22 protein-coding genes are annotated in these 26279 nt (G+C 66.0%); 13 read left to right on the top strand and 9 right to left on the bottom strand.

Annotated elements, in window-relative coordinates; translation table 11 throughout:
* Window positions 1-332 precede the first annotated feature (332 nt).
* Together FOB72_RS18570 and FOB72_RS18565 are read left to right on the top strand one after the other, a co-directional pair.
* Window positions 333-1472: a helix-turn-helix domain-containing protein gene (locus FOB72_RS18570; protein ID WP_150374222.1), complete on the top strand. Its 1140-nt coding sequence runs from the start codon at window positions 333-335 to the stop codon at window positions 1470-1472.
* Entirely contained in the window at window positions 1469-2278 is an 810-nt protein-coding gene (locus FOB72_RS18565) for a GSU2403 family nucleotidyltransferase fold protein (RefSeq protein WP_150374221.1), read from the top strand. The genes FOB72_RS18570 and FOB72_RS18565 overlap by 4 nt, the downstream gene beginning before the upstream one ends.
* A gap of 30 nt (window positions 2279-2308) precedes the next feature.
* Here the strand turns inward: FOB72_RS18565 and FOB72_RS18560 are convergent, their stop codons facing one another.
* Window positions 2309-2860, bottom strand: a complete 552-nt coding sequence (locus FOB72_RS18560; RefSeq protein WP_223851681.1) for a hypothetical protein — start codon at window positions 2858-2860, stop codon at window positions 2309-2311.
* Between the two features lie 198 nt (window positions 2861-3058).
* Between FOB72_RS18560 and FOB72_RS18555 the strand changes: the two genes are divergently transcribed.
* On the top strand, window positions 3059-3721 hold the full coding sequence (locus tag FOB72_RS18555; RefSeq protein WP_150374220.1) for a GntR family transcriptional regulator: 663 nt from the start codon (window positions 3059-3061) through the stop codon (window positions 3719-3721).
* A 40-nt stretch (window positions 3722-3761) separates the two neighbouring features.
* Here the strand turns inward: FOB72_RS18555 and FOB72_RS32815 are convergent, their stop codons facing one another.
* From FOB72_RS32815 to FOB72_RS18545, 3 genes are read right to left on the bottom strand one after another with little or no spacing between them, the layout of a single operon-like run.
* Complete coding sequence (locus FOB72_RS32815) at window positions 3762-3890, bottom strand: hypothetical protein (RefSeq protein WP_263364816.1); 129 nt, start codon at window positions 3888-3890, stop codon at window positions 3762-3764.
* A 24-nt stretch (window positions 3891-3914) separates the two neighbouring features.
* On the bottom strand, window positions 3915-5369 hold the full coding sequence (locus FOB72_RS18550; RefSeq protein WP_150374219.1) for a short-chain fatty acid transporter: 1455 nt from the start codon (window positions 5367-5369) through the stop codon (window positions 3915-3917).
* Window positions 5370-5418: 49 nt separating this feature from the next.
* The gene (locus FOB72_RS18545; RefSeq protein ID WP_150374218.1) at window positions 5419-8778 is read right to left on the bottom strand and encodes a molybdopterin-dependent oxidoreductase; all 3360 of its coding nucleotides are present in this window, start codon (window positions 8776-8778) and stop codon (window positions 5419-5421) included.
* Window positions 8779-8993: 215 nt separating this feature from the next.
* Here FOB72_RS18545 and FOB72_RS18540 point away from each other — a divergent pair, with 215 nt between their 5' ends.
* From FOB72_RS18540 to FOB72_RS18525, 4 genes are all read left to right on the top strand, one after another.
* The gene (locus tag FOB72_RS18540; protein ID WP_317889552.1) at window positions 8994-9980 is read left to right on the top strand and encodes a rubredoxin; all 987 of its coding nucleotides are present in this window, start codon (window positions 8994-8996) and stop codon (window positions 9978-9980) included.
* 11 nt (window positions 9981-9991) lie between these two features.
* Window positions 9992-10549 carry a tautomerase family protein gene (locus FOB72_RS18535; protein ID WP_150374217.1) on the top strand — a complete coding sequence of 186 codons (558 nt, stop codon included), beginning with the start codon at window positions 9992-9994 and terminating at the stop codon, window positions 10547-10549.
* A 126-nt stretch (window positions 10550-10675) separates the two neighbouring features.
* Window positions 10676-11662, top strand: coding sequence for a Bug family tripartite tricarboxylate transporter substrate binding protein (locus FOB72_RS18530; protein ID WP_411859863.1), 987 nt, complete (start codon window positions 10676-10678; stop codon window positions 11660-11662).
* Window positions 11663-11779: 117 nt separating this feature from the next.
* Complete coding sequence (locus FOB72_RS18525) at window positions 11780-13291, top strand: class I adenylate-forming enzyme family protein (protein ID WP_223851679.1); 1512 nt, start codon at window positions 11780-11782, stop codon at window positions 13289-13291.
* Here FOB72_RS18525 and FOB72_RS18520 read toward each other — a convergent pair.
* On the bottom strand, window positions 13288-14190 hold the full coding sequence (locus tag FOB72_RS18520) for a LysR substrate-binding domain-containing protein (RefSeq protein ID WP_150374215.1): 903 nt from the start codon (window positions 14188-14190) through the stop codon (window positions 13288-13290). The genes FOB72_RS18525 and FOB72_RS18520 overlap by 4 nt on opposite strands.
* A 186-nt stretch (window positions 14191-14376) precedes the next feature.
* Here FOB72_RS18520 and FOB72_RS18515 point away from each other — a divergent pair, with 186 nt between their 5' ends.
* Entirely contained in the window at window positions 14377-15219 is an 843-nt protein-coding gene (locus tag FOB72_RS18515; RefSeq protein WP_150374214.1) for an enoyl-CoA hydratase/isomerase family protein, read from the top strand.
* Here the strand turns inward: FOB72_RS18515 and FOB72_RS18510 are convergent.
* Window positions 15216-16217, bottom strand: coding sequence for a tripartite tricarboxylate transporter substrate binding protein (locus FOB72_RS18510; RefSeq protein ID WP_150374213.1), 1002 nt, complete (start codon window positions 16215-16217; stop codon window positions 15216-15218). The two genes, FOB72_RS18515 and FOB72_RS18510, sit on opposite strands and share 4 nt — an antisense overlap.
* Window positions 16218-16271: 54 nt before the next feature.
* Window positions 16272-17780 carry a class I adenylate-forming enzyme family protein gene (locus FOB72_RS18505; protein ID WP_150374212.1) on the bottom strand — a complete coding sequence of 503 codons (1509 nt, stop codon included), beginning with the start codon at window positions 17778-17780 and terminating at the stop codon, window positions 16272-16274.
* Between the two features lie 237 nt (window positions 17781-18017).
* Between FOB72_RS18505 and FOB72_RS18500 the strand changes: the two genes are divergently transcribed.
* From FOB72_RS18500 to FOB72_RS18485, 4 genes are read left to right on the top strand one after another with little or no spacing between them, the layout of a single operon-like run.
* The gene (locus FOB72_RS18500) at window positions 18018-19214 is read left to right on the top strand and encodes a thiolase domain-containing protein (RefSeq protein ID WP_150374211.1); all 1197 of its coding nucleotides are present in this window, start codon (window positions 18018-18020) and stop codon (window positions 19212-19214) included.
* A gap of 19 nt (window positions 19215-19233) precedes the next feature.
* A complete protein-coding gene (locus tag FOB72_RS18495) occupies window positions 19234-19632 on the top strand; it encodes a Zn-ribbon domain-containing OB-fold protein (RefSeq protein WP_150374210.1) in 399 nt (132 codons plus the stop codon).
* A 44-nt stretch (window positions 19633-19676) separates the two neighbouring features.
* Entirely contained in the window at window positions 19677-20591 is a 915-nt protein-coding gene (locus FOB72_RS18490) for an SDR family NAD(P)-dependent oxidoreductase (RefSeq protein ID WP_150374209.1), read from the top strand.
* Window positions 20591-21853 carry a CaiB/BaiF CoA transferase family protein gene (locus FOB72_RS18485; RefSeq protein ID WP_150374208.1) on the top strand — a complete coding sequence of 421 codons (1263 nt, stop codon included), beginning with the start codon at window positions 20591-20593 and terminating at the stop codon, window positions 21851-21853. The genes FOB72_RS18490 and FOB72_RS18485 overlap by 1 nt, the downstream gene beginning before the upstream one ends.
* 12 nt (window positions 21854-21865) lie before the next feature.
* Here the strand turns inward: FOB72_RS18485 and FOB72_RS18480 are convergent, their stop codons facing one another.
* Window positions 21866-23164, bottom strand: a complete 1299-nt coding sequence (locus FOB72_RS18480; RefSeq protein ID WP_150377251.1) for an ArgE/DapE family deacylase — start codon at window positions 23162-23164, stop codon at window positions 21866-21868.
* Between the two features lie 125 nt (window positions 23165-23289).
* Entirely contained in the window at window positions 23290-24639 is a 1350-nt protein-coding gene (locus tag FOB72_RS18475) for an MFS transporter (RefSeq protein ID WP_150374207.1), read from the bottom strand.
* A gap of 131 nt (window positions 24640-24770) precedes the next feature.
* Between FOB72_RS18475 and FOB72_RS18470 the strand changes: the two genes are divergently transcribed.
* Window positions 24771-26276 (top strand): PLP-dependent aminotransferase family protein, encoded by a 1506-nt coding sequence (locus FOB72_RS18470; RefSeq protein WP_150374206.1) that lies wholly within the window; start codon window positions 24771-24773, stop codon window positions 26274-26276.
* Window positions 26277-26279: the final 3 nt, after the last annotated feature.

Genomic DNA, 26279 nt, shown 5'->3' with positions numbered 1-26279 from the left:
CCGCTCTATTCCGATGAACCGCGCTTTCTCGCACAGATCCAGCCGTTGTCTGCCGGGAGGACGGCGAGAACACGCGCATACGCCGCGAGTTCTCGAGCGTGAAGTGAAGGCTTGAAGACGGCTTTACGCTGATCGGCTGCAGCGCTTGTCTGCTGACGATAAGAAAACAGCGAGTGCGCATCGAAACGCCGCGCCGTGCGTGTATGTTGACAGGTCACTGGGAATAGGCGACTACTGGACCGGCCTGTAAGTGACACATAGTGCATAATTTGCTGCGCGGCGGCGGACGCATTATCATGGCCTAGGTAGATATCACGGCCATGATATATCCCATGGCCATGGGACAAGCGATGAAAAGCGCATCTGAACTCTCTCTAGCCAGCTTTTTTTCCGATCTCGGTTGGGACGTCGCTCTCGGCCCTCCTGCTGAACGGCTTCGCCCCGATCTGACGATCAGAAAAGGCTCGTTCCATTACGTCGCCGAGGTAAAAACTGCGGCGGAAGCCCGTTCGGATCGGGTCGTAGCGCTATTGGCCCAAGCCATTCTCGAAGCGCTGTCCTACGCCGGCAGCGAGCCAGGTGCCAAACCGCTGGCGCTTGTCGGTGTGAACGAGTTACCCGATGCGCTGGTTCGTCGGGTGTCCGATTTCACGGGACAGTTCGCGCCCGACATTGCGTTCGGTCTCTTCGGCGCCGATGGTCGGCGGTACTTCGAGGGGAATGGACTGTCCGAACTCACGCGCTTGGACGAACGCCCGGACGCCGTTGGTCACTCGTCGCCGCATGCCCCCAATCTCCTATCCGACCTCAACCAGTGGATGCTGAAGGTCCTGCTTGCGCCGGAGATTCCAGCCTCCCTGCTCACGGCTCCGCGCAAGGAATTCAAAAGCGGTACGGAGCTCGCCGAGGCTGCAAAAGTCTCTCCGATGAGTGTGTCGCGGTTTCTCGGCGCGTTGCGACGCGACGGCTTTTTGTCATCGGGCAGAACGCTCCGACTTGTCAGGCGGGAAGCACTGTTCGAACGGTGGAAATCGAGCGCCGTTCGTGTCGGACCAGAACAGCCATCCAGATACCTGATCTCCGATGTCGATGGCGGGCAGTTGAAGAAGTTCATGGGACGCTATCGGAGCGAAGCGTGCATAGGGTTGTTCGCGGCGGCTGACGCCTATGGCTTGGGGCACGTTTCGGGCGTGCCTCCGCACGTGTATGTTCGCAAGATAGGCAGCTCGATTGACGGGGATCAATGGAAGGGCATACGCCCCGCACGCGAAGGCGAAAAGCCGAGTCTAATTCTGCGGCAACCGCTGTTTCCTGAGTCTGTATTCAGGGGAGCTGTCCATAGCGATCAGGTATCGGCCACGGATGCGATTCAAGTATGGCTTGATGTGTTCCTGCATCCCTCACGGGGGCGGGAACAGGCAAAACTGATCGAAGAAAAACTCATCAACAAACTGATTGGGGAGTCCGCTTGAACGATCTGGATGCCTTCGTAAGACTGGCGATTGCACTGCAGCCCTGGCGGCATCAAATTGTCTTCGCAGGCGGTTGGGCCTACCGCCTGTATCGGCAACACCCATTGGCGATCATCCCTCCTTACGACGCGCTCTATACGAGGGACGCAGATGTCGCGCTGGGGGACAAGGAAGCGTTCGACGGGAACATCAAGGAGGCGCTTGCCAAAGCGGGATTCCAGGAAGAACTGGAAAGCGAGTTCAGGCCTCCGGTGTCCAAGTACACGCTGGGCAAGGAAGAACAGGGCTTCTATGTCGAGTTCCTCACGACCTTGCGCGGCAGCGGAGTCAGGCGATCAGGCGAACATGACGCGACCACCGAGTTGGCCGGCGTGATCGCGCAAAAGCTGCGCTACATGGATCTGCTGCTGATCGACCCATGGCACGTCTCGTTGGCCACAGATGCAAACTCGACGGAGGCACTTAACCGACTCCAAATTCCCAACCCGGTAGCGTTCATTGCACAAAAGCTTCTTATCCACGACAAACGGAAGAAGGAAAAGAAGCCGCAAGATCTCCTTTACATTCACGACACCCTCGAGCTATTTGGCTCACGGATCGACGTCCTCAACAAAACGTGGAAGCAGGCGATTATCCCCGCGTATGCCGACTGCGACATCGCGAAGATTCTTGAGGCGCGCAAACAGATCTTCGCCGGGACCACGGACATGTTGCGCGAGGCTGCGCGCATTCCCGCGGACCGGATTCTTGAACCTGAAGAGATGCGAGGTCTGTGCTCCGAACTGCTGGATGAAGTCTTCGAGTAACGACTGATCGGCGCCCTTCCCCTCTGACACCTACCCGCCGCGTGGCCCACGCCGCATGGCGCGGCGCACGATGGTCTGGCGCGCGTTGGCCACCGCGCGGACCTTGTCGTTGGCGGCGCGTAGCCGCTCGATGACTGCCGCGCGGCGTTGGGCGATTTCTTCGGGGGATTCGAGCGTGTCGTAGCTGGTGTCCACCGCGCCGGCGGGCACGGCCCGCTCGAGTTCGAACAGCGCGATGCTGATCTCGGTCACGGCGACATAGTCCCAGCGGGTGGGCACCGCGGCTTCCGAGAACCAGATTTCGCCTTCGCCGGGCGCGATCAGCGCGACCACGTCGAAGCCGCGCACCTCGAACCGCAGCATCTCCGGCCGCGGATGCGAGAACGCGCGCTCGAGGTAGCGGCGAAAGGCCAGCGCGTCGATCCGATGCCGCGCGTCCGCCTGCGGGTCGTCGGGCGCGACGAATACATGCTCCTCGCGCGGCCGCGTGCCAAGCATGACTTCGCGGTAGGCAATCGGCGGCAACGGCGACGAGGGCAACGAGGGCGGCGGCGGCGCGGCGGGTGGTTTCGCTTCAGGCATCGGCATCCGGCGGCAGCCGGTCTCCGGCATGAGAAGTCCCCATTATCGCGATCCGATGCCACGCCGTCGTGACCCATTTGTGGAGACCGTCGCACCCGGGCAACGCCGAACAGCGAGATTTCGCACCAAAACGCGTCACGCACTACTGCACCAACTCGGGTACACTTGCATCGTTCGTGTTCACATCCAGTCGAGACAATGGAGTCCATGCAAGAGCTTCGGGCCACGAACCTGCGCGAGCAGGTGGTGGAACGTGTGCGGTCGGAGATCGTATCGGGGCGCACGCCCGCAGGCACGGTCTACTCGGTGCCGGGCCTCGCCAATGACCTTGGCGTATCGACCACGCCCGTCCGTGAAGCGCTACTCGAACTGAGCCGGAACGGATTGCTGGTCCCCATGCGCAATCGCGGCTTCCGCGTCGAGGCGTTGTCGCTCGAGGCCCTCGACAATCTGTTCACGATGCGCGAACTGCTCGAGCGGTTCGCGCTCGAATCGCTCGCGCGGCAGGGGCTCAAGGATCCGAAACCCGTGCGCGAACTCGCCGATGCCGTGGGCCGCGCCGTCGAACGCGGCGATGTGGCCGCCTATATCGCCACCGACCGCGCGTTCCACGAAGCGCTGGTGTCGCAGGTCGGCAACCCGCTGCTCACCCGCCTGATCATGCAGCTGCGCGACGATATGCGGCTCTACGGCATCGACTCCGAAGAAGGCAAGCAGCGCCAGCGCGATTCCGTGCAGGAACACTATCAGATGGTGGACCTGGCGATTCGCCAGGACGTGGCGGCCATCGGTGAACTGATCAGCCGCCATATCCTCGCGTGGAAACCGCTGTTCCGCTCCGCCCTCGCCCAGCAGGCCTGAGCCAGATCCTCAGCCAGATCCTGAGCCGAACCCTGCGCCGTCAGCCCGTCGCCCCGCGCGCGATCGACATGCCGCGCAGGGCCGCGCGTTCGGGCGTGCCCCGCGCGTAGCCGAGCACGGGTTTATTGACGGGCAGGCCGGCGGAGAAACAAGCGTTCATGGTGGTCATGATGGACAGGTTCGCCATGCCGCATCAATGCGCGGGCATCACGGGCGGGTGGTAGCTGAAGGTCGCCATCAGCAGCGCCGCCACGGCGATCACGATCGGCGTATGGATCAGGAACTGCACGGCCGTGTAGCCGACGAGGTCCTTCGACTTGAGCTTCAGAATCCCGAGCAGCGGCAGCATCCAGAACGGATTGATGAAGTTGGGCAGCGTCTCCGCGATGTTGTAGACCATCACTGTCCAGCCGAGGTGCGCGTGCAGATCGTTCGCGGCCGTCATGATGTACGGCGCCTCGATGACCCATTTGCCGCCGGCAGAGGGAATAAAGAAGCCGAGCACCGCCGAATAGATCCCGACCAGCACCGAGAAAATGCCCGAGTCATGGGCCAGGCTCACGAACCAGTGCGCGATCTCGTCGGACAGCGTCACGCCCTGCGCATTGCCGACTTTGGTCAGCATGTAGCCGATGCCGCCATAGAACGGAAACTGCAGCAGCACGCCCCCGACGCTCGGCATCGCGCGCACGAAGCTTTCCAGGAAACTGCGCGGACGCCAGTGCAGCAGCAGGCCCAGCAGCAGGAACACGAAGTTGTACGTGTTGAGCTGCGACATCGTGATGAGCGGATTGCCGCTGCGGAACGCGTTCCACAGCCAGCCCGCGGCAAGCAGCACGACGACGATCGTCAGCAGCGGGCTGAACTCGAGGTAGTCGCCGGGGCGCTTGCGCTGGGCCGGCGCCATCTGGTCGTCCTCGAGCTCCACGCCAAGGTCCTCCGCCGTGCGCGTGGCGCCGCGGCTGGGCGCCGTCATATGGCAGATGACCGCCGACACCACGGTCACGAGCACGATCACCAGCAGGTTCTGCCAGGTGAGGATGGTCTCGCCAAACCCGATGACACCGGTAATGGGCAGCAGCGACGCCGGAATGCTCGCGGGCGTGGCCTGCAGCTGCGCGGCCGACGAGCTCATGCCCAGCGTGAAGCCGCAGCCCATGCCCAGATACGCAGCCGCGCCCGCGGCGCGATAGTCGAGCATCAGGGACCGGCGGCGTGCCATCTCCCGCACGAGCAGTCCCGAGAAGATCAGGCTGAGGCCCCAGTTGACGAGCGATAGCCCGATGCTGAGCACCCCCACGAACACGATGGCACCGCGCGAGGTCTTCGGGATCTGCGCGAGCCGCCGCAGCAGCGCGGCGACCGGCGGCGACATGGCCAGCACGTAGCCCGTGACGGCGACCATCGCCATCTGCATCGTAAAGGGGATGATGCTCCAGAACCCGTCGCCGAACGCCTTGCTGGCGGCCATCGGATTGCCGCTGTGCAACGCGGCGCCAAGGCCGACCACGGCACAGGCGACGACCACGAACACATAGGCGTCCGGGAACCATTTCTCGGCCCAGGCGACGATGGCCTGCGAGAAGCGCTCCATGGAGGTAGTGGGTGGCGCCAGGTCTGCGGCGGGCCGGGATTGCGGTTGGGACATGGTTTGCCTCGTTGCGATAAGCGTGGTGGGGGGATCTCGGGCGCCGTGGCTAACGGCGCAGTGTGACGGGGGTAAGCGGTACGGCCATGCAGGTCAGGCAGCGATCGGGCGGCCCATCCCATGGCGACATATGGGCGACCTTGCCTTCGACGACGGTCATGACGCAGCTCTCGCACTGGCCCACGCGGCAGCCGCTGGGCAGCCGGATGCCAGCCTGCCCGGCGGCATCGAGCACGGTGCCGCGCGCGGGCGTCCATTCGAACGTGGCATCGGCGTCGAGAATGCGCACCGGCTGCGGCGCGAGCGTGCGCGGTATCTGCACGTCGGCGGAGAACGTTTCCTCGAAGATGTCGAAATCGGGCAGGCCCCTGCCCTGCAGTGCCGCACGCACGCTGGTCAGGAAGCCCGGCGCGCCGCACAGATAGGCCAGCGGCCGGCGCGCGACCAGTGCCGCGTCGAGCATCGAAAAATCGGGCGCGACCGAGCCATGCACGCATGTCAGTTGCACGTTGCCAAGGCGATCGGCGAGCGCATGCAGGACATCGGCAAACGGATGCGCCACGCCGGGGCGCGCCAGGTGGACAACCACGACCGGCGGGGTGGCGTGTCCCTGCGCGCGGCGTTGCGCGAGCGCTTCCAGATGGCCGACGAACGGCGTGATGCCGATACCGCCCGCCACCAGCACGATCGGCCGCCGGGTCTGCGTGGGAATCGTGAACACGCCCGACGGCGTGGAAAGCTGCACGATTGCCCCCGTCTCCAGCGCATGGAGCCGCGACGACATGCGTCCGGGCGGATGGTCGTCCGAGCGGGCCAGCCGCACGGCAATGGACAACGCGCGCGGTGCCACGTTGGGGCCGATCAGCGAGTACGCGCGGCGCGTATCGATGTCCGCCATCGATACGACCACATGCTGTCCCGGCAGGAAGTCCGGCAACGGCCCTCCGTCCTCGGGCGCGAAGTCGAAGCGCTCGACATCCTCGGCGATGCGCGCCTTGGCCACGAGCCGGAACGCGCGCGCGCCGGGCCATGCCCCGCGGTTGCCGGCCACATCGGCCTCGATGCGGCACATCGTCGCGCGCAACGGTACCGAGCCGCTGACAGGATCGCGCTCGTCGTCGCCGAGAATCGCGTTGATGTTCGACGTTGCGCTCCCATGCGCGGCCGTATCCGTATGCCCGAGCGGCTCGCATCCCTGCCACCAGCCGAACTCGGCCACGGCCACGTGATCGTGCAGGGCCGCATCCACGCGCGCCTTGAGCCGCACCGCGCCCAGCCGCGTGACCACGCGCACCCAGTCTCCGTTGTGCACGCCGATCGTCGCCGCGAACCCCTTGCCGATCTGCACCTGCGGGGCCGGTGCCTTGCGGCGCAGCGTGGCCACATGCCGGTGCGACGAATGCACGTACCAGCCGCTCTTCGCGGTGGTCAGCACGGTCGGGTAGGCGGTGCGAGCGGCCGGATGCTGGGCAGGCTCGACGAACGTCGGCAACGGTGGCTGGCCGATCTCCTGCAATGCTTCCGCATAGAGCTCCACGCGGCGCGTGCGCGTGGCAAAGCCCGTCACACCGCCATCGGCGCGCGTGGCGGCATATTTCTCGCGCGACGCAGGTTGCGGAAAACGCAGACCTTCCGGGTGCCGCCGCAGATCGTCCACGGTGATGCCCAGCGGCGCCAGCTGATGGTTCCAGCCGGCCTCGATGCTGCCGCCGAACATCGCATCCCGCATGCCCATACGCATGGCCAGCGCCATCACGATCTCGTAATCGGCCCGCGCCTCGCCCGGCGGCGGCACCATGCGCGGGCGCAGCTGCACGTGCTCGACGGCCGCCTGCGTGATCTCGAACCCGCACTTGAGCGCCTCGCGCTCCCACGGCAGGTTGGCCGGCAGCACGAGGTCCGCCTGCTCCGCCGTCGGGTTCATGAACATATCGACGTGCACGTGATAGTCGAGCGCGTCCAGCATGCGCCGGTTGCGCGCGGCATCGGCCTGCGTGACCACGAGGTTGGTACCGAAGCTCACGAGCGTGCGCACCCGATAGGGATCGCCGTCCAGCACCGCACGCGCGAGATCGCGCGCGGTAATCCAGCCAAGCCGCGGCGGGCCCAGTGGCAGCTCGTCGAGGCCCAGCGCCCTGGCGCGCTGTTCGGGCGGCAGCAGTTCCGCATAGTCGTTGACGGTGCGATACGGCGGCGGACTGGTCCACAGGTTGCCGCCTTCGCGATCGCATGCACCGGTCAGCGCGTAGAGCGTGGCGATCGCGCGTTCGGTCTGCGTGGCGTTGGTGTGCTGCCCCACGCCGGTCCACGCGTGATAGGCAAGGCGCGGCGCGTGCATGAACAGCGCGTTGAACTGTTCGACCTGCTCGCGCGTCATCCATGTCAGGCGTGCCACATGTTCGGGCGTATAGGCCTCCACGTGCCGGGCAAGCGCATGGAGCACCGTGGCATAGCGGCGCGTGTGGCCGTGCCGGTCGAGGCATTCGCCTTCCGCCCGCAGTACGACGCCATCGGGATCGTTGCGCGAGGCGGGGTCGAACGGACGCGGGGTACCGTCATGCGCGCGCACGACAAAGTGCCCGCCCTCGCCCTGCTCGTCCCACAACTCGTCCGCGCGCAGCAGTCGATCCGTATCGAGATCGACGAGCAGCGGCGCGTTGGTCCATGTCCGCACGAACGCTTCGTCGAAGCTTTGCGTGGCAATCAGATGCCGGATCGCGCCGAGCGCCAGCGCCGCGTCGGCACCGGGCCGCACGGGGAGCCACAGATCGGCCTGCTGGCCGGAGCCGTCCTGCTTCGGGTCGATGACGACGATCTTCGCGCCCCGCTGCCGCGCGGCCGCGACGCGCGATGCCTGCGCCAGCCACGTGCGGGCCGGGTTGTGGCCCCAGAGCACGACCACGTCGGCATGGTCCAGGTCCGGTGCGCCGATGCCGCGGCCGAAGGTCAGCGCATGCGCGTAGTCCTTGTGCCAGCCGCAGACCTCCACCGCATACAGCAGGTTCGGGCTGCCATAGCATCGGATAAACCGTTCGACCCACTCGAAGCTATCGACCATCGGCGTGCCGCTCGGCGTCGTCACCGCAAAGGCCACGGACTCGGCGCCATGCCGTGCGCGCGCCGCGAGCAGACGTTCCGCCATCTCGTCGAGGGCCTCGTCCCACGAAATCGCCCGCCATTGCGGATCCGCGGCGCCGCGTGGCGTGGTCCGGCGCAGCGGCCGCGTCAGCCGCAAAGGGCTCGCCACGAGTTCGGGCGCGGCCCGTCCCTTGGCGCATAACGCGCCCCCGGTCGGATGTCCGGGCAACGGCAATACCCGGACCAGACGACCCTGCTCCTCATCGATCTCGTTCAGCGATCCACAGCGGGACCGGCACAGCGTGCAGTACCCGGCAACTTGTTTGGTCATCTTAGTAGCGCGTCACACATCATATTTCCGTATTGAGCGCATGGTAGCGGGTAGTACGCTAGGCTGCATCAGGGTTTACGCGAGATAAATGCCGACAAATGCGCGCCCTTCCGCGGTGCATACGGTCGCCCTTGCCTAGGGTGCAGCCACATCCTATAACGTGTCACGCGCTACTGATTTCGGTGCGCACCCTACGAATGTGGAGTCAGAAAGACATGGATATCCAACGTTGGAAGCGGCTCGTCTGCCTGGGCTGCGGCTTTATGTACGACGAGGCGGAGGGGTTGCCCGAGCACGGACTGCAGGCCGGCACCCGCTGGGAGGATGTGCCCGACGACTGGGTCTGCCCCGACTGCGGCACGCCGAAGGCGCGGTTTGAAATGGTCGAGCTGCCGTACGCGCATGAACCGGTGCCGGCCACCGCGGAGAAAGCAGCACCCGTTCCCACCCGACCGCCCGAGAACTTCGTGCTGCGCGACAGCGAGCGCGGGTTCCACCAATACCTGTCGACGGGCGAGACCTCGTCGTACGTGGCCGGGCATCCGAACGCCGTCATCAGCCGGCATTCGAGTTTCAACTTCGCCGACTACCAGTCGGGTCGCCGCGGGTTCGGACCGATGCGCATGTTCGGCGAGGAAACCTTCAGCGGCATGGGTTGCGGCTACAACATGCATCCGCACCACGACTTCGTGATCTGCGCGTTCGTGCTCGAAGGCGAGCTCACGCACATCAACACGGTCGGCAACGTCGATCAGCTCCATGCGGGCGACTACTACGTATTCTCGGCCGGAGCGGGCGGCAAGCATGCGGAGCTGAACATCAGGAGCGAGGACATGCGGATCGTCTACATCTGGTTCCTGCCGGGCCAGTTGCTGCTGCCGCCGTCCTACCACCGCGCGCGGTATGCCGCGGAGACCTCGCGCAACCGCCTTGTCACGCTCGTTGGCGATACACCGGGCGCACTGCCGATTCCGCAGGACGCCCGCGTTTCGCGGCTGAGCGCCGACGGTCCCATGCTGCAGCGCTACCAGCCGTCCTCCCCCCGTCATGGCGTGTACCTCTTCGTCATCGAGGGGTCCGCCGAATGCGCGGACGTCGCGCTCACGCGCCGCGACAGCATGGCCCTGTTCGGCGGCGAAGCGTTTGCGTTCCGCACCGGCCCCGGCCATACCGACATTCTTGTCGTCGAAACCACCTATTGAAGGATCCCGTCATGCCGATCATGCACGTCACCCATGTGGAGGGCGCGCTGCGCCCCGCCCAGAAAGCCGCCCTCGCGAAGGCCCTCAACGAAGTCCTGCTCGTGATGGAAGGCAATGCCCGCACGCGCGGCGGCCGTGCCTTTGCGTGGGTCCTGTTCCACGAGGTCCACGAGCAGGACTGGTGGATCGATGGCCGTACCGACGACAGCCTTGTCGCGCCCCCTGGCACGTTCCTCGTCCACGTGACGATTCCCGAGGGCTATATGAATGCGGCGCACAAGACCGAGGTGCATGCCGCGGTCAACGGCGCGATCCTCGGCGTGCTGGGCGGTGAAGATCACCCCGATGCCGGGTCCAGCGTCCTCGTCGTCATCGACGAGGTGACCGAAGGCAACTGGGGCGCGCGCGGGCGGACCATCAGCCTGGCGAGCATTTCGGAGGCCGTGGGCCTGCCGAAGGACGGCGAGCGGTATGCGTGGGTGCGTGCGTATTTCGCGGCCAAGGCCCGGCAATATGCGGCGGCCGGGTATCCGGCCGATTGCGGCGGCCTGCTGCCGGAGGCCGCCTGATCCGCCTTCGTTTATCGCATCCTCGAAGGTGACCTTCCACAAATGAAAATTGCCTGCATGGCAGGCGTGTCGCACAGTCTCCTCTGCCTCAACAAGAACGGCAGATGCCGAAAAACAGGAGGAGACATGTTGCGATCGATACTGAGACCCGTGCTGCGATGCATGCTCGGCGCCGCGATGGTGGCGCTGCTGCATGGCGCGGCGCTGGCCGATACCTATCCGTCCCGCCCCGTGCGGCTGCTCGTCGGCTATGCGCCAGGCGGGCCCGTGGACACCGCGGCGCGGATCTACGCCGACTATCTGGGACGCGTGCTCAAGCAGCCCGTGATCGTCGATAACCGGCCCGGCGCCAGCGGCGCCATCGCGGCCGGGATGACCGCAAATGCGAAGGCGGACGGATATACGCTCTATTTCGTTGCGAGCCCGACGATGACGATGACGCCGCTCGTGCAGAAATCCGTCACATTCAAGCCCGCACAGGACTTCACCTATGTCGGTCTCATTACCGATTACACGAACGTCCTGCTGATCAACAAGGACTTTCCCGCGAAGAACGTGGACGAGCTCGTGGCCTACGCGCGCAAGCATCCGGGCGAGGTCAGCTATGGCTCGGCCGGGGTCGGCGCGTCCAATCATCTGTCGGCCGAGTTGCTGGCCCAGATGACGGGCGTGAAGATGCTGCACGTGCCTTACAAGGGCAACGCTCCGGCCATGGCGGACGTGATGAGCGGCAAGGTCACCTTTATGTTCGACATCACGGGCACGGCGGTCGGCCACGTCAACGGCGGCAAGGTCCGCGCGCTCGCCGTGACCTCGAAGGAGCGCAATGCCGCGCTGCCGACCGTGCCGACGATGGTCGAGTCCGGCCTCAAGCAATACGACCTCACGGGCTGGTATGCGCTGATCGGCCCGCTGGGCATGCCCGCCGACGTCACCGACCGGCTGGTCAAGGCACAGCAGGCAGTCGGTCAGGAGCCCACGTTCCGGGAGCGCATGTCGGGCGTGGGGTACGACCTCAATGTCTCGGGACCGGCCGCGCTGCAGGAGCGCATCCGCAAGGAACTGGCGCTGTGGGGGGGCGTGGTGAAGACCGCGCATATCGAAGTGGAATAGCCGACTCGGTTCGGCGCCCGAGAAGTACCTCTTTCCGGAAGACGAATTGCCCTGCGCGGGCGCCGCTCATACACTGCTACGCATTCTCTCCACAAGGACATCGACGAGATGCCACGGATGCATCGGATCAGCGACATCCCCCGCCATCGCGCCGCGCGCGCGCCGGACGATGTGGCCGCCTTCGAAGGCGAGCGCACGGTCACGTTCGCCCAGCTGTGGGACGACATCGGCCATGCGTGCCAGTATTTACAGGCGCAGGGCGTTGGCCGCGGCGATCGCGTGATGATCGTCGCGGAAAACTGCCTCGCCGTGGTGACCACGATCTTCGCGCTGTCCGAGCTCGGGGCCTGGCCCGTCGTGACCAACCCGCGTCTGACGGCACGCGAGGTCGAGGAGATTCGCGCGCATTGCACGCCGCGGCTGATGCTGTTCACGCATGCCGCCTCCCCCGATGCGTTACGCCACGGCCTGCGCTACCGCGCGCGCGAGATCGCGCCGGCGGGCCTCGGCCCCGTGATGGCCGCCGACCCCGATCTCCGCAGCGTGGCCGAGCCCGAAGCGCTGGCCAACGAAGTGGCCGCGTTGATCTATACGTCCGGCACGACCGGACAGCCCAAGGGCGTGATGGTCACGCATCGCGGGCTGCTCCACTATGCGGGTGTCACGGTGGAAAACCGCCGCATGCACCCTGGCGACTGCGCGTACGCGGTCATGCCGATGTCCCATATCTTCGGGCTGGCGACACTGCTGCTGGCGACGTTCCAGGGCGGCGGCAGTCTCTATCTCGTGCCGCGCTTCAATGTGGCCGACGCGTGCGCCGCGCTGCAACGCGACGCCATCTCGATCCTGCAGGGCGTACCCGCGATGTTCAGCCGCATCCTCGCGCATCTGCGCAAGCACGGCATCGAACGGCTCGCTTCGCCACGCCTCCGTTACCTCTATACCGGCGGCGGCCCGCTCGAGCCGACGCTCAAGCGCAATGTGGAGGCCATGTTCGGCCAGCCGCTGCACCATGGCTACGGCATGACCGAATATGCAGGCTCGCTTGTGATCACGCGTATGGATCGTCCGCGCGACGACTGCGCGGCGGGAGAAGTCGTCGAGGGCGCGGAACTGCGCGTGGTCGGCCCGCACGGGGAACCGCTGCCGGCGGGAACGCCCGGCGAACTATGGGTCAAGGGGCCGGGCGTGATGCGCGGCTATTACCGCGAGCCCACGCAGACGGCCGAGGCACTGCGGCCCGATGGCTGGCTCAATACCGGCGATATCGGCCGCATCGCCCCCGATGGCGCGGTGTTTATCGTTGGACGCACGCGCGATCTTATTATCCGGTCCGGATTCAATGTCTACCCGATCGAGGTGGAGTCGGTGGTCAATTCGCATCCTTCGGTGCGGCTGTCGGCCGTGGTGGGCAATGCCACCGTGGATGGCAACGAGGAAGTGATTGCGTTCGTGGAGTTACGCGAGGGCGAGACCTTCGATGAACCGGCGTTGCTCGCGTATCTGGCCGAGCGGCTATCGCCCTACAAGCGGCCCGCGCGCATCGTGCGCGTAGCGGCCATTCCCACGACGCCCAGCGGCAAGCTGCACAAGCACCAGCTGCGTACGCTCGTGCGCGAGATGATCTAGGCGGGACCGCGCATCCCGTCTTCGACCAGCAGGTCCACGAGCTTGCGCGCGAACACCGGGAGCGCATCGAGATCGGCCACGCAGATCTGCAGGTTGCGCTCTGCCCACTCGTCCTGCAACTGCACGATGCTGAGGGCCATCGTCTGCGCATGGCGCCGCGCGGTGCTCTCCGGCAGCACGCCGATCCCCACATTGGCCTCGATCATGCGCCCCGCGGTCTCGAAGTTGCTGACCTGAATGCGCCAATGCAGCGTGCGTTGCAAATCGGAGGCCGCGCGCTTCAGAAAATTGTGAATCGCACTTTCCTCGGGCAGGCCCACGAAGTCGTATTCGAGCGTATCGGCAAACCGCACGCGTTTCTCGCGTGCCAGCGGATGGCTCAGCGCTGTGGCCAGCACGAGCCGGTCCACGCGATATGGCATGACCTCGAGCCCCTCGTTCGGCATGACACCGGCCGCAATGCCGATATCGACCATGCCTTCCTGTACGGCCCGCACGACGTCGGGGCTCAGCCGCTCGCGGATATCGACGGTCACGTTCGGGTGATTGACGAGGTAGGTACGCAGGACGCCGGGCAGGAACTCGCTCATCGCGGTGGTGTTCGCGAACACGCGGATATGGCCTTTGATGCCCGACGCGAATTCCTGGAGGTCGCCGCTCAGCTGCTCGATCTGCCGCAACACGCGGCGCGCATGCGCCAGCAGCGTTTCCCCGGCAGGCGTGACCTTGACGCCCTGGCTGCTGCGGCTCAGCAGCTTGACGCCGATCTGCTCCTCGAGGTTCTTGATCCGGGTGCTCGCGGCGGGCAGCGATAGATGGCAGCGTTCTGCACCGCGGGTCACGCTGCTGGCCTCCGCGATATGCGTGAACAGATTCAGATCCACCAGATCGAAGCGCATGACGGTCGTCTCCCGAATAATCGTCGATTATCTCCCGAAAGCCCCCTCGATCGATGCCCGCAATTACCCGAAATCCGCATCGCGTGCGATCTTCGCCTATATGAAACGCCTGCCTCGAAAGATGCAAATTGCACCGGCCGATGGCTTCGTTCAAGCTGTACGTCCGATCACTGGCGGAAGCATCCCATGGCACAGGCAAACCAAGACCAGACGCACGACCACAAGCAAGACCACAATCAACATGAACCGTTGCAGGTGGCCATCGACGACGGCGTGGCAACCCTCACGCTGAACCGTCCGCAGCAGAAGAACGCACTCGATGTTGCCATGCGCGATGCATTACGCGAAACGGTGTACCGTATCCGCGCCGATCGCGGCGTCCGTGCCGTCGTGCTGCGCGGCGCGGGCACGGATTTCTGCGCCGGCGGCGATATCCGCTCCATGAATGTCACGGCCGCCGGTGCCGGCCGCGACCGGCTCGACGATATGCATGGCTGGATCGCGCAGCTTGCAGACCTCGACCGCCCCGTGGTCGCGGCCGTCGATGGCGTGGCCTATGGCGCCGGTTTCAGCCTCGCGCTGCTGGCCGACTTTATCGTCGCCTCTCCCCGCGCCCGGTTCTGCATGCCATTTATGAAAGTGGGACTGGTGCCGGACTGCGGTGCGCTATACACGCTGCCGCGCGTCGTCGGCATGGCCCGCGCGCGCGAACTCGTGTTCAGCGCGCGTGAGGTCGGCGCCGAGGAGGCGCTGCGGCTGGGCGTTGTCCTCGAGATCTCGCCACAGGAAGCCTTGCACACGCGCGCCGATGCCCTGGCACGCGCGCTCGGCGGGGCCTCGCCGACGGCCTTCGGCCTGGCCAAGCGCGCCATGCTGCAATCGTTCGACAGCGATCTGCGCGCGATGCTGGAACTGGAGTCACTGGGTCAGGGCATTGCCTTCACCACCGACTATCACCGCGAGGCCGTGCGGCGCTTCAAGGAGAAAGCGCCACCGCTGTTCCAATGGCCCGCGCCTGTGGCCCCCTAGCCGGCGGTAATGCCCGCGGTCTTGATCACCTTGCGCCATTTCTCGATCTCGGCATGCAGACGCTGGCGCATCTGCTCCTGCGTGCCCGGGTCGGCTTCGGCACCAGCCTGCAGCAGGCGCTGGCGCACGGCCGGATCGTTGACCGCGACATTGAAGTCCGCATTGATCTTGTCGAGGATCGGTTTCGGTGTGCTGGCCGGTGCAAACAGCGCGGCCCACGAGTAAGCCTCGTATCCGGGCAGCCCCGATTCTGCCACCGTCGGCACGTCCGGCAGCATGCCCGAGCGCTGACGGCTCGCCACGCCGAGCACCTTGATACGGCCGGACTTGATATGCTGCAGCGCGGTCGGCGCATCGCTGAACATCAGCTGCACCTGGCCGCCGAGCAGATCGTTCATCGCCGGGCCGCTGCCCTTGTACGGAATATGCTGCAGTTTGGTCCCGGCCTCCATATTGAACAGTTCGCCGGCCAGATGCGTGCCGCCGCCGTTGCCCGAGGAACCATAGGCCAGCGGCTTGTCGCTCTTCTTCGCATAGGCGATCAGCTCGCGGATATTGTTCGCGGGCACCGACGGGTGCGCGCAGACGAATACCGGGAACAGTGCCGCGAAGCTGATTGGCGCAAAGTCGCGCTCGATGTCATACGGCAGATTGCCCATCAGCGTCACGTTGACCGCATGATGGATCGAGCCGACGAAGAGGCCATAGCCATCCGGCGCTTCCTTCGCCGCGATGGCCGCGCCGATGGTGCCGCCCGCGCCCGCGCGATTGTCGATCACGACCGATGTCTTCCAGATCTCGCCGAGCCGCTGGCCGACGATACGCGCGGTGCTGTCCACCGGGCCGCCCGCCGGAAACGGCACGATCATCTTGACGGGCTTGGCTGGCCACGGGTCGGCGGCCAGCGCGGACAGCGCGGTAAACGGATTGGCGGCCATGCCGAGCAGGCCGGCGGCCAATAGCCGCCTTCGCATCGTGAACGTATCGAGGGTTTCCATTGCAGCGTCTCCTTGTGTCTTATGTTTTTTGGATTTCAGGGTTGAACGTCTCGTCTACATCGCCCCGGCCTGCTCCTGCAGTACGCGTTTGAGAATCTTGCCGTTGGGATTGGTAGGCAGTTCCGCCAGCGCCACGATCCGCGCCGGCCGTTTGTAGGGCGCGAGCCGGTCGCGCAGGTGATGCTGCAGCGCCGACACCTCCAGCAGCGCGCCGGGCCGCAGTTCCACGAACGCGACGATCTCTTCGTTGCCATCGCGTTCGGGCCGCCCCACCACGGCCGAGCGCTGGATGCTCGGATGCGTGTTGATCGCGTTCTCGATTTCGGCCGGATAAACGTTGAATCCGGACCGGATGATCATCTCCTTGAGCCGGCCGACCACGAACAGCGCCCCGTCCGCATGCATCTCGCCGAGGTCGCCGCTCGCATACCAGCCCCCCTCGCGCATCACGGCAAGCGTCGCCGCGGCGTCGCGGAAGTAACCAGGCATCAGTCCCCTGCCCCGCAGCCAGAGTTCGCCGCGCTCCCCAACGGGCATCGGCCGGCCCGTCCGCGGATCGACCACGCAGACTTCGGCCTCGGACACCGCATAGCCCGCGCTGGTATCGGACCGGTGCTCGCCCAGCCGCGTCACATGCACCGAGCCCGCGTATTCGGACAAGCCGTAGCCATGATGGAGCGCGAGGCCGAACGTCGCCTCCACGCGCTGCTTGAGCGAGAGATCGAGCGGCCCGGCCCCGGTATAGAGATAGCGCAGCGCCGGCGCCTCCGGCTGCGCGATGCCGCGCGCCTGCAAATGCGTGAGCAGGCGCGAGAACAGCGTCGGCGGCCCCTGCAGCTGCGAAATGCCATGGTGCGCGAGCGCGTGCAGCAGGTCGTCGGGATCGAACTGCGGGCGCATGACCAGTTGCGCGCCCGCCAGCAGCGAGCTCAGCAGCACCGTGCCAAGTCCGAAGATATGCGTCATCGGCACGAAGGCGTAGATCCGGTCGCGGGCATCGAGCGCGCGCGCGGCCTGTGTGACCCGCGCAAAGTGGATCAGCGCGTCGTGCGTGAGCATCACGCCCTTGGGCAGGCCGGTCGTGCCCGACGTGAAGATCAGCGACGCGACCTGGTCACGCAGCGGTGCGTCCTCGGGCACCGCGTCCTCGCGGACGGCACCCCGCGAAAGGCCCGGCAACGCCGACGGCACGGCATCGAACCGCCGGGCATGCGCGGCCGCGGCGGTCGAGGCATCGGCCGTGAAATACACGATCCGGGCGTCGGCACGGGTCACGAAGGCATCGACCTCGCCGGGCGCCATGCGGGCGTTGACGCCGCACGACCATGCGCCGACGCGGCTACATGCAAGGATCAGCGCGGCGTGCTCGGGGCAGTTCTCGGCGACGACCATCACGCGGTCGCCGGGGCGCACGCGGTTCGCGCGCAGTTCCGTCTCCGCCACGCGCGCGAGCGCGTCGAGGTCGGCGAAGCTCAGGCTGCGGCCGTCCGGCAGGTGGATAAACGGCTGGTCGGGCGCATGCGCGAGCCAGTGGTCGAGCAGATGATGGATTCGCGTGGTCACAGGGCGTTTCGGGGCAGATAGCCGGGCGGAAATGAGTGTTCCGCGCAGCATGGACGCAAAGGCCGCGTCACGCCATTCGTAAATGGCAAGGCCGGGCTTCGAAGACTTGAAATCGCCGGGCCGCCCTGTCCGGGCGCCGATTTCACGTTCATGAAGGGCGGATTCCGGAAACCTGAACCAGCGAGGGCGCCACGCTTCTAGAATGGCCACATTCCCTCGAACATCAGGCCAGCATCGATGACCCGTCACGAAGGTGTTTCCAAAGCAAGTGCTTCTAAAGCGAGTGCTTATATTGTGGGTGCCTACGAGCACCCCACACGCAAGGCCCCGGACAAGACCGTGCCCCAGCTTCACGCCGAATGCGCGCGAGGCGCGCTCGAGGACGCGGGCCTGACCCTCGCCGACGTCGATGGCTATTTCTGCGCCGGCGACGCGCCGGGCCTCGGCATGGTCAATATGGTCGACTACCTCGGCATCCGCGCGCGCCATGTCGATTCCACCGAAATGGGCGGCTCGTCGTATATCGCCCATGTCTCGCACGCCGCGCAGGCCATTGCCGCGGGCAAGTGCAACGTGGCGCTGATCACGCTGGCCGGGCGTCCGCGTTCGGAGGGCTCGAGCGGCACGCAGGCGCGCAACTGGGGGGCCAATCTACCCGACCAGCCGTTCGAGGCGCCCTACAACCCCGTGACCGTGAACCTGTATGCCATGGTCGCGCAACGCCATATGTACGAATACGGCACCACATCCGAGCAGCTCGCATGGATCAAGGTCGCCGCATCGCAGCATGCGCAGCACAACCCCAACGCGATGCTGCGCGAGGTGGTGACGGTCGAGGACGTGCTGAACTCGCCGATGATCTCCGATCCGCTGCACCGCCTGGACTGCTGTGTGGTGTCCGACGGGGGCGGCGCGCTCATTGTCGCGCGCCCCGAGATTGCCCGCAGGCTCCATCGCCCGAGGATTCGCGTGATCGGCGCGGGCGAGCATGTCAAGGGCCAGCTCGGCGGCGAGGTGGACCTGTCGTGGTCCGCCGCCCGTGTGTCCGGCGCGGCGGCGTTCGAGGAAGCCGGCGTCAGGCCCGCCGATATCAAGTACGCCTCGATCTACGACAGCTTTACGATCACGGTCCTGATGCAGCTCGAGGACCTCGGCTTCTGCGCCAAGGGCGAAGGCGGCAGGTTCGTGATGGACGGCAACCTGATCTCCGGCGTCGGCAAGCTGCCGTTCAATACGGACGGCGGCGGCCTGTGCAACAACCATCCGGCCAATCGCGGCGGCATTACCAAGGTCATCGAGGCCGTGCGCCAGTTGCGTGGCGAGGCCCACGCCGCCGTGCAGGTACCGAACTGCGATCTGGCCCTCGTGCAGGGCACGGGCGGCTACATGGGGTCGCGCCATGGCTCCGCCACGCTGATTCTCGAACGTGAATAACCAAGGTCACCGATCCCACATGACGACGCCCTACGTTCCCATGGCCCACGCGGCCCCCGACGAACTGCCCGACAACAAGGCGTTCTGGCAGGCAGCACGCGAAGGCCAGCTGCTCGTGCGCCACTGCAAGGCCTGCGGCAAGCCGCACTGGTACCCGCGCGCGCTCTGCCCGTTCTGCCTCGGCGATACCGAATGGAAGACGGCCTCCGGCCTCGGTGACATCTACTCGTACAGCATCACGCGCCGTGCCGGCCCGCAACCGTACTGCATCGCCTATGTCCGCCTCGATGAAGGCGTGACGATGATGACCCATATCGTCGATACGGACCTCGACAGCGTAAGGATCGGCCAGCGCGTCCGCGTGCGCTTCGCCGAGACCGAGGGCGGCCCGCCCGTGCCGGTGTTCGCCCCGGCCTGAAACGCCGAGCCCCAGGCACCCGACAACGAGACAAGGAGACAAGCATGGCGCAGATGATGGAAGGCAAGGTGGTGGTGGTAACCGGTGCCGGTGGCGGGATCGGCCGCGATATGGCACTGGCGATGGCCGCGGCGGGCGCGAATGTCGTCGTCAACGACCTCGGCACCTCGACCAGCGGCGAAGGTCACGACATGGGCCCGGCCGAAGCCGTTGCGCGTGAAATCCGCGAGGCCGGCGGCCGCGCCGCGGTCAGTACGGACAGTGTGGCGACCGCCAACAGCGCGGCGCGCATCATCGAATGCGCGCTCGACAGCTTTGGCCGCATCGATGGCGTGGTCAACAACGCGGGCATTCTGCGCGACCGCTTCTTCCACAAGATGGGCAACGACGAGTGGGACGCCGTCATTCAGGTGCATCTGTATGGCAGCTACTACATGAGCCGCGCGGCCGCGCCCCACTTCAAGGAGCAGGAGTCCGGCGCGTTCGTGCATATGACGTCGACCTCGGGGCTCATCGGCAACCTCGGGCAGGCCAACTACAGCGCGGCCAAGCTCGGGCTCGTCGCGTTGTCGAAGAGCATCGCGCTCGATATGCAGAAGTTCAATGTGCGTTCGAACTGCATCGCGCCGTTTGCGTGGAGCCGCATGATCGGCTCGATTCCCACGGACACGCCGGAGCAGCAGGCGCGCGTGGCCAAGATCCAGCAGATGACGCCGGCCAAGATCGCGCCGCTGGCCGTCTATCTGCTGTCGGATGCCGCCGCCGACGTCAATGCGCAGGTCTTTGCCGTGCGCAACAACGAGATCTTCGTCATGAGCCAGCCGCGGCCCCTGCGCTCGGTGCATCGGGGCGAAGGCTGGACGCCGGAGTTTATTGCCGACCATGGCATGCCGGCATTGCGTGCCTCGTTCGTGCCGATGGATCGTTCGGCCGATGTGTTCTGCTGGGATCCGGTTTGATGCCGGCCCCGTCCCGGCAGACCGGCGCCCTGAGCCACGTGCGTGTGCTCGACCTGTCGCGCGTGCTGGCGGGTCCCTGGTGCACGCAGAATCTTGCCGACATGGGCGCCGATGTCATCAAGATCGAGAAGCCCGGCGAGGGCGACGATACGCGGCGCTGGGGCCCGCCATATCTCTCGGGCGATGACGGCCCCAGTTCGCAGGCCAGCTATTTCGCTGCCTGCAACCGGAACAAGCGCTCGGTCACGGTCGATATGGCCACGGCCGAGGGCCAGAGGCTGATCCGTGAACTCGCCAGCCAGAGCGATGTGGTCATCGAGAATTTCAAGACCGGCGGCATGGCGCGCTACGGACTCGACTACGAGACCCTGAGCGCGCTCAACCCGAGACTGATCTATTGCTCGATCACGGGTTTCGGCCAGACCGGCCCGTATGCCGCGCGTCCTGGCTATGACCTGCTGATGCAGGCGATGAGCGGGCTGATGAGCGTCACGGGCCACGCCGATGGCGATCCCGGTGCCGGGCCCATGCGCGTCGGTGTGGCCGTGATCGATGTGTTTACGGGCATGTACGCGACCACCGCGATTCTTGGTGCGCTCGAGGCGCGTCACCATACGGGCCGCGGCCAGTCTCTCGATATCGCGCTGCTCGATGTCGCCATGGCCGTGCTGGCGAATCAGGGGGCCGGTTACCTGAACTCGGGCTCCGTGCCCCGGCGTCAGGGCAATGCGCATCCGAGTGTCGTGCCCTATCAGGACTTTCCCACGCAGGACGGGCGCATGCTGCTGGCCATCGGCAATGACGGGCAATTCGCGCGCTTCTGCGAGGTGGCCGGCACCGACTGGGCGCGCGACGAACGCTACCGTACGAACTCGGCACGCGTCACGCATCGCGAGACGCTGATTCCGATGATGAGCGAGATCACGCGCGCGCGTACCACCGCCACGTGGATCGACGTGCTCGAGGCCAATGCCGTACCGTGCGGGCCGATCAACGATATCGGGCAGGCCTTTGCGGATGAACATGTGCGCCATCGCGGGCTGGCGGTCGAGCAGCACCGGTATCGCGAGGGCGAGCGTCCGGCGCACGATCCCGTCGATCGGATCCGCACGGCCGCGAGTCCGCTGCGGTTTTCGGACACGCCGACGCAATTACGCCATGCGCCGCCCGCACTGGGACAGCACACGGACGAGGTGCTACGCGAATGCCTGAACCTTGGCGAGGCGGAGATCGCCGCCCTGCGCGAACAGGGCGTGCTGTAGTCCAGTGATCCGTCAAGCCTCGATCGGCTCCACGCCACACCACCCCGCGATAAACAGCGCAAGCGTCTGCGTGACGCGACGCAGCGAGTCGAGGTCGACCGCTTCGTCGAAGCCGTGCGGCATCTTGCACAGCGGGCCATACACGATGGCTGGCGTATCCGCATAAAGCCCGAAGAACCGCGCATCGGTCGCGGCCGAGGTCGAATGTTCCTCGAGCGCGCGGCCGAAGACGCGCTCGTGGCTCGACCGCAGCACGGCTTCCGCATCCTCGGCATCCTCGAGCGCATAGCCCTCGGCCATAAAGCCGTGGTACACGATGCGCGGCGGATGCCTGGCCAGGAACGCGTCTTTGGCGGCTGCGGCGGCAATGAATGCCTCGATTTCCGCGCGCGCGTCGGCCAGGCTCTGCCCCGGATACACGGCCACGCGCATATCGAAGTGGCACCATGCGGGCACGCTCGATCCCCAGTCGCCGCCCGCAATCTTGCCGAGGTTGAAGTTGATCGGATGCGGATGATTGCAGTAGTAACGCGTCTGCGCCTTGCGCGCGTTCCACTCGACTTCCAGCTGCTTGAGCTCGCCGATCAGGAAGATCGCCTTCTCGATCGCATTGGCGCCCGCGCCCGCAAATGCCGACGCGTGCTGGGGATCCCCTTCGACCTGCACCTGGAACCACATCGGCCCCACCTGCGCACGCATGAGCTTGGGCTCGAACGGCTCAAGGATAAATGCCGCATCGGCACGATAGCCGCGCGCGAGGCAGGCCAGCGCGCCATTGCCCGTGCATTCTTCTTCGACCACCGATTGCAGATGCACGGTGCCCGCCGGCTGCAGCCCCGCCGCGCGCAGCGCATCGAGCGCCGCCACACCGGCCAGCAATCCGGCTTTCATATCGCCGGCACCGCGGCCATATAGCCAGCCGTCGTGGATATCGCCGCCATACGGGTCCATGGTCCACTTGTCGAGCGGGCCGACCGGCACGACATCGATATGGCCATTGATGATCAGCGAGCGGCCCGCCTGCGTGCGGCCGCGATGCGTGCCGACCACGTTGTAGGCGTTGTCATAGGACACCGCCACCGGCGAAAAGCCCGGCAGATGGCGGATGGCGTCGATATCGATGCGCCAGTGGTCCACCGCATAGCCGCGCTGCCGATAGGCCGCCGCCATAAAGTCCTGCGCCGCCGATTCGGCGCCCCGCTGCGACGGGATGCGCACGAGCTGGCGCAGCATTTCGGTCTGCGCGCCGAAGCCGCGCTCCACGGCGTCGATAATGCGCGCGCGCAGGGGATCGGGCAGTGGATCGGGCACGGGCGCCTGCGCGCGCGGGGTGGCAAAGGGCTTGGCACTCGGCTGTGCCGTGGAAGGCTGGACGTCGGATTCCGTCAAGGAGGCTGACAATCTGATACTCCGATTCGTTGATCTGTACGCGATGTTCAGGCGTTGCGCACGGCCATGCCGGGCGCGGCGTCCGCCGCCGTCCGGGGGTCGGCATCCGTTTCGGTCTGCGGCTCGTGCGGAATCAGCACCGCGCCGAGGAACGTCGCGCCGGCGATCACCGCGAACAGCAAGGCAAGCGGCGCCCAGTGCAGGCCATATCGCTCGGCAATCCACAATCCGAGCAGCGGCGTGGTACCGCCGAACAGCGCGCCGCACAGCTGGAAGCTCAGCGAGATGCCGGTATAGCGCACGTCGATCGGGAACGCCTTGGGCAGGAACGGCGCGAGCACCGCATAGTATGCGCCGATGAACACCGTCGCCACGAGGATGCCAATGGCGATGTTCGCGATATTGCCGGTCATCACCAGCATCATCATCGGCGCGGCCCACAGCACGGCGGCTCCCGCGACGATCGCGATCGTGCGGCGTTCACCGATGCGCGTGGCGATATACGACGCGATCGGGAAGCTCAGCAACTCGACGATCCCCGTGTAGGTACCCACCCTGAGGATGTCCGGACGCGCGACGTGCAGATACGTCGTGGTGAACGTGATCATCAGCGTGGTGATGAAATAGAAGCCGGAGATCCCCAGCATCGACAGGCCCATGCCCAGCAGCAGGCGCGTCTTGTAGCGCGCGAAGATATTGCGCAGCGGGGCGACCTCCTGCACGTGGCGTGCCTTGGCCATGCGCTCGCGATGCGCCTCGAGTTCCGGGCTCTCGTTGACGCTGCGGCGAATCAGCAGCGCGGCCACCACGAGCACGCCGCTGAACAGGAACGGAATGCGCCAGCCCCAGCTCTTGAAGTCCGCATCGGGCAGCGACGACACGGCCGCGAACATCGACGTGGCGATGACGAGGCCGACCGGGCTGCCGTACTGCGGCGCCGCGGCCAGGAACGTGCGCAGCTTCGGCGGCGCGTGCTCGGCGGCAATCAGCACGGCCCCGCCCCACTCCCCGCCGACGGCCACGCCCTGCAGCAGGCGCAGCACGATCAGCAGGATCGGTGCCATGACACCGATCGACTGGTACGACGGGAGCATGCCGATGACCATCGTCGCGATGCCCATCAGCAGCAGCGTCACGATCAGCGAGCGCTTGCGGCCCACCTTGTCGCCCAGGTGCCCGAAGATGATCGCGCCGACCGGCCGCGCGACGAACCCCACGGCGAACGTGCCGAGCGCGGCGAGCGTGCCGACGAAGTGGTCCGCGTTGGAGAAGAAGACATCGCCGAACACCAGCGCCGAAGCCGTCGCGTAAATGAAAAAGTCGTACCACTCGATCATGGTGCCGAAAAATGCCGCGGCGGCCGCTCGATAAGGCTGCCTTGATGCCGAGATGTCCATCCCTATTCCTCCGTGCGTCCTTGTCGGGCGCGCCATGCGTTGAGCGTCCCCGGTTCCGGGGGTCCGATTGACTATAGCAACCGGTGGCTATAGCCTATATATCCATATGTGTTAATTTAATAGAGCCACTTGTGCGTGCCGTCCTGCTGACCGACCTGCTTTCGCAGGCATTGTCCGAAGCGAATCCCGTGCCCATGCAGCGCCAGATCTACGACGTGATCCGTCGCGCGGTGCTCGAGCATTCGCTTGTCGCGGGCCAGAAACTGCCGTCGTCGCGCGCGCTCGCGCAGGAACTCGGCGTATCGCGCATCACGGTCTCGCTCGCCTACGACCGCCTGATCGCGGAGAACTACCTCACCGCCAGCACCGGCAGCGGCACGTTCGTCGCGGCCACGACGGAACTGCCGCTTGCGGGCAAGTCCGAAGCGAGCCATGCGCGCCACACCATGGCGCTGTCCCAGCGCGGCGCGATGATCGGCACGTTGCCGGGCGGCCTCCAGCAATTCCACGGCGCGTTCGTGCCGGGCGTGCCCGACGCCTCGCTGTTTCCGTTTCACCTGTGGCGGCGCCTCGTCTCGCGCCATATCGGCAAGGGCGATCTCGCGCTGGCCGGCTATGCCGCCGACGGCGGTGGCCTCCCCGCCCTGCGGCAGGCGGTGGCGAGCTATCTGAAGATTTCGCGTTCGGTCGTTTGCGACCCGGAACAGGTGATCATCACCGCGGGCACGCACCAGTCGATCGATCTCTGCGCGCGCATGCTTGCGGACCCCGGCGATATGGCCGTGATCGAGAACCCGTGCCATTGGGCGTTTCCGACCGTACTGGCCGCCGCGGGCATGCATATCGGCGCCGGCGTCGTCGATGCGGACGGACTGTCGCTGGCGGCAAGCCATGTGCCCCGCCATGCACGGCTCGTGGTCACGAGTCCCTCGCATCAGTATCCGACCGGCGTGGTGATGCCGCTCGCGCGGCGGCTCGAGCTGCTGCAGGGCGCGCGCGATCACAACCTGTGGGTCATGGAGGACGACTACGACAGCGAGTTCCGCTACGACGGCTCGCCGCTGCCATCGTTGCAGGGGCTCGATAGCGATGCGCGCGTGATCTACGTGGGCACGTTCAGCAAGGCCATGTTCGCGGGCATCCGGCTGGGGTACCTGGTCGTGCCCGCGCATCTGGCGCGCGAATTCGCAAGCGCCAGCGCGCGGATCTATCGGCCGGGACAACTGCATATCCAGGCCGCGCTGGCCGACTATATCGACGAGGGTCATTTTGCGCAGCATATCCGCCGTATGCGCGTGGAATACGGCGAACGCCAGCAGCTGCTGCGCACCTCGCTATCGCACGCGTTCGGCGATGCGATCACGCTTTCCGAAGCGCGCGCGGGGCTGCATCTGTTCATGCGCTTCAACCTGCCGCTCGACACCGGCGTGCTGCACCAGCGTGCCAACGAAGAGAAACTCGTGCTTGGCGTGCCGCGCTTTATCGGCGCGGGGTCGGCCAAGCGGCCCGATCTCGAAGACCGGTCCGTCGTGCTGGGCTTCGGCGGCGTGCCGCAGGGCGAGATCGCCCGCGGCGTGACGAGCCTCAGGCGCGCCGTCGAGCGCACCGTCGTGGGGAAACCTGCCGCGCGGCGCTGACCC

Source organism: Cupriavidus pauculus (assembly GCF_008693385.1).
GTDB lineage: Bacteria > Pseudomonadota > Gammaproteobacteria > Burkholderiales > Burkholderiaceae > Cupriavidus > Cupriavidus pauculus_D.
Note: the sequence above shows the minus strand (reverse complement) of the source record. Positions and strands in the feature narration are given on the sequence as shown.

Excerpts from the sequence above, each read along its gene's own strand:
- FOB72_RS18475 (WP_150374207.1), bottom strand. The coding sequence starts at position 24,639 with ATGGACATCTCGGCATCAAGGCAGCCTTATCGAGCGGCCGCCGCGGCA.
- FOB72_RS18555 (WP_150374220.1), top strand. The coding sequence starts at position 3,059 with ATGGAGTCCATGCAAGAGCTTCGGGCCACGAACCTGCGCGAGCAGGTG.
- FOB72_RS18550 (WP_150374219.1), bottom strand. The coding sequence starts at position 5,369 with ATGTCCCAACCGCAATCCCGGCCCGCCGCAGACCTGGCGCCACCCACT.
- FOB72_RS18490 (WP_150374209.1), top strand. The coding sequence starts at position 19,677 with ATGGCGCAGATGATGGAAGGCAAGGTGGTGGTGGTAACCGGTGCCGGT.
- FOB72_RS18540 (WP_317889552.1), top strand. The coding sequence starts at position 8,994 with ATGGATATCCAACGTTGGAAGCGGCTCGTCTGCCTGGGCTGCGGCTTT.
- FOB72_RS18520 (WP_150374215.1), bottom strand. The coding sequence starts at position 14,190 with ATGCGCTTCGATCTGGTGGATCTGAATCTGTTCACGCATATCGCGGAG.
- FOB72_RS18530 (WP_411859863.1), top strand. The coding sequence starts at position 10,676 with ATGTTGCGATCGATACTGAGACCCGTGCTGCGATGCATGCTCGGCGCC.
- FOB72_RS18495 (WP_150374210.1), top strand. The coding sequence starts at position 19,234 with ATGACGACGCCCTACGTTCCCATGGCCCACGCGGCCCCCGACGAACTG.
- FOB72_RS18570 (WP_150374222.1), top strand. The coding sequence starts at position 333 with ATGGCCATGGGACAAGCGATGAAAAGCGCATCTGAACTCTCTCTAGCC.
- FOB72_RS18545 (WP_150374218.1), bottom strand. The coding sequence starts at position 8,778 with ATGACCAAACAAGTTGCCGGGTACTGCACGCTGTGCCGGTCCCGCTGT.
- FOB72_RS18525 (WP_223851679.1), top strand. The coding sequence starts at position 11,780 with ATGCATCGGATCAGCGACATCCCCCGCCATCGCGCCGCGCGCGCGCCG.
- FOB72_RS18560 (WP_223851681.1), bottom strand. The coding sequence starts at position 2,860 with ATGCCTGAAGCGAAACCACCCGCCGCGCCGCCGCCGCCCTCGTTGCCC.
- FOB72_RS18485 (WP_150374208.1), top strand. The coding sequence starts at position 20,591 with ATGCCGGCCCCGTCCCGGCAGACCGGCGCCCTGAGCCACGTGCGTGTG.
- FOB72_RS32815 (WP_263364816.1), bottom strand. The coding sequence starts at position 3,890 with ATGACCACCATGAACGCTTGTTTCTCCGCCGGCCTGCCCGTCAATAAA.
- FOB72_RS18515 (WP_150374214.1), top strand. The coding sequence starts at position 14,377 with ATGGCACAGGCAAACCAAGACCAGACGCACGACCACAAGCAAGACCAC.
- FOB72_RS18535 (WP_150374217.1), top strand. The coding sequence starts at position 9,992 with ATGCCGATCATGCACGTCACCCATGTGGAGGGCGCGCTGCGCCCCGCC.
- FOB72_RS18510 (WP_150374213.1), bottom strand. The coding sequence starts at position 16,217 with ATGGAAACCCTCGATACGTTCACGATGCGAAGGCGGCTATTGGCCGCC.
- FOB72_RS18500 (WP_150374211.1), top strand. The coding sequence starts at position 18,018 with ATGACCCGTCACGAAGGTGTTTCCAAAGCAAGTGCTTCTAAAGCGAGT.